Genomic DNA, 1,208 nt, shown 5'->3' with positions numbered 1-1,208 from the left:
GCCGGTGGCCGGATCGACGATCTGGCGCAGCTTCAGCACCACCTGCTCCGCGCTCGTCTTCTGACCTCGCCGCATGTCCGACTCCTTCGATCCTGGCTGATCCTCTCAATCAGCCCGGTCCAAAGCCAGCCGGTCAGGTCAGGATCCCGGCCCCGCCGCCATTCTCGGGAATGAATTCAATGCCGATTACCCTCACTGGTAGAGAGCCGCTAAGGCTATCAGCGAACATCTGGGGATCCGTCGTTGCACGACCTTGAGCCTGCCGTCACCGCATGGTGCAAAGAGAGCGGCCAGGTGGGTGAGTGTCCAGCCAGGAGCCTGCAACGCTTCGCACGTCCGGTTCGACTCCGGACCCCGGCCTCCAAACAAACCTGCCGTTCACTGGTCCAGCAGCACATCAGGATTAGCAGGCGAGAAGCTGGCGCTAGCAGCCCACAGGGCCTTCATCAGGGCCATCAACTGCGCGACTGTTATCAGCGGCTCGCTGGGGCTGTTCTCCGCCCGGTGCACGACACTGACAGGTACCTTCGCCCGCATCGCGAAAATCCTGGGTTTCCAGCCAATCGAAACGCGTGCTGCGCGGAGCTGTGGGCCTGTGATCACCCTCTAGACGCTCCTGTGACCAAGTGATGGAATTATCAGCCTTCGTCCCGCAAGCATAGGGCGGCCACTACTTGCCCCCGCTCCCCTTGTAGGCCGTGATTGCACGCCGGCAGTTCTCTGAGATTTTGTCCATATTTTTCTTAAAACAGGCGTCCATCTCGGAGCTGTCCGGATCGTTGCCGCTGCAAAAGGTGACCGCATCACCGGAGCAGTAGGTCTTCAAATCCTTGTTGCCACGCTTTGAGGCGGACGCGTCAGGAGCCGCGAGGCCGGAAGTCGCTACGGTAATTAAGCCTAGAGCGAGGATGGTGCTGCGCATATTGGATACCGGTCGGAGGAGTTCATCGATGCGCTAACGGCCAGGATCGGTGATCTATCCCTTCCGCCTCCGAAGCCGAGGCTCGGCCCCCCTCCGCAGCATTCGGGCTATGATCGAACAGTCGGGTGGCTACTTACCGCTGGCTTTCTCATAGGCATCGATGGCGCGACGGCAGCCTGGGGACATTCGGCTCATATTCTTCTTGAAGCAGGCGTCCATTTGCGGGCTGTTCGGATCGATGCCGGCGCAGAACGCGAGGGCGTCCCCAGCACAGTTAGTCTCTAGG

At 60.5% G+C, this 1,208-nt stretch carries 2 protein-coding genes and 1 tRNA gene; 1 reads left to right on the top strand and 2 read right to left on the bottom strand.

What is annotated here, in order from left to right:
* The first annotated feature begins 288 nt into the window (after positions 1 to 288).
* Positions 289 to 364: transfer RNA gene (locus MKL01_RS12400), tRNA-Cys, on the top strand.
* A 14-nt stretch (positions 365 to 378) separates the two neighbouring features.
* Here the strand turns inward: MKL01_RS12400 and MKL01_RS12395 are convergent.
* Together MKL01_RS12395 and MKL01_RS12390 are read right to left on the bottom strand one after the other, a co-directional pair.
* On the bottom strand, positions 379 to 537 hold the full coding sequence (locus tag MKL01_RS12395) for a hypothetical protein (protein ID WP_243905526.1): 159 nt from the start codon (positions 535 to 537) through the stop codon (positions 379 to 381).
* Positions 538 to 670: 133 nt separating this feature from the next.
* Positions 671 to 922, bottom strand: coding sequence for a 3',5'-cyclic-nucleotide phosphodiesterase (locus MKL01_RS12390; RefSeq protein WP_243905525.1), 252 nt, complete (start codon positions 920 to 922; stop codon positions 671 to 673).
* Positions 923 to 1,208 lie beyond the last annotated feature (286 nt).

Source organism: Methylobacterium sp. J-070 (assembly GCF_022829385.1).
In the GTDB taxonomy this organism is placed as follows: domain Bacteria; phylum Pseudomonadota; class Alphaproteobacteria; order Rhizobiales; family Beijerinckiaceae; genus Methylobacterium.
Note: the sequence above shows the minus strand (reverse complement) of the source record. Positions and strands in the feature narration are given on the sequence as shown.

What these genes read in the sequence shown, in the direction of transcription:
- MKL01_RS12395 (WP_243905526.1), bottom strand. Translation starts at nt 537, where the DNA reads ATGCGGGCGAAGGTACCTGTCAGTGTCGTGCACCGGGCGGAGAACAGC.
- MKL01_RS12390 (WP_243905525.1), bottom strand. Translation starts at nt 922, where the DNA reads ATGCGCAGCACCATCCTCGCTCTAGGCTTAATTACCGTAGCGACTTCC.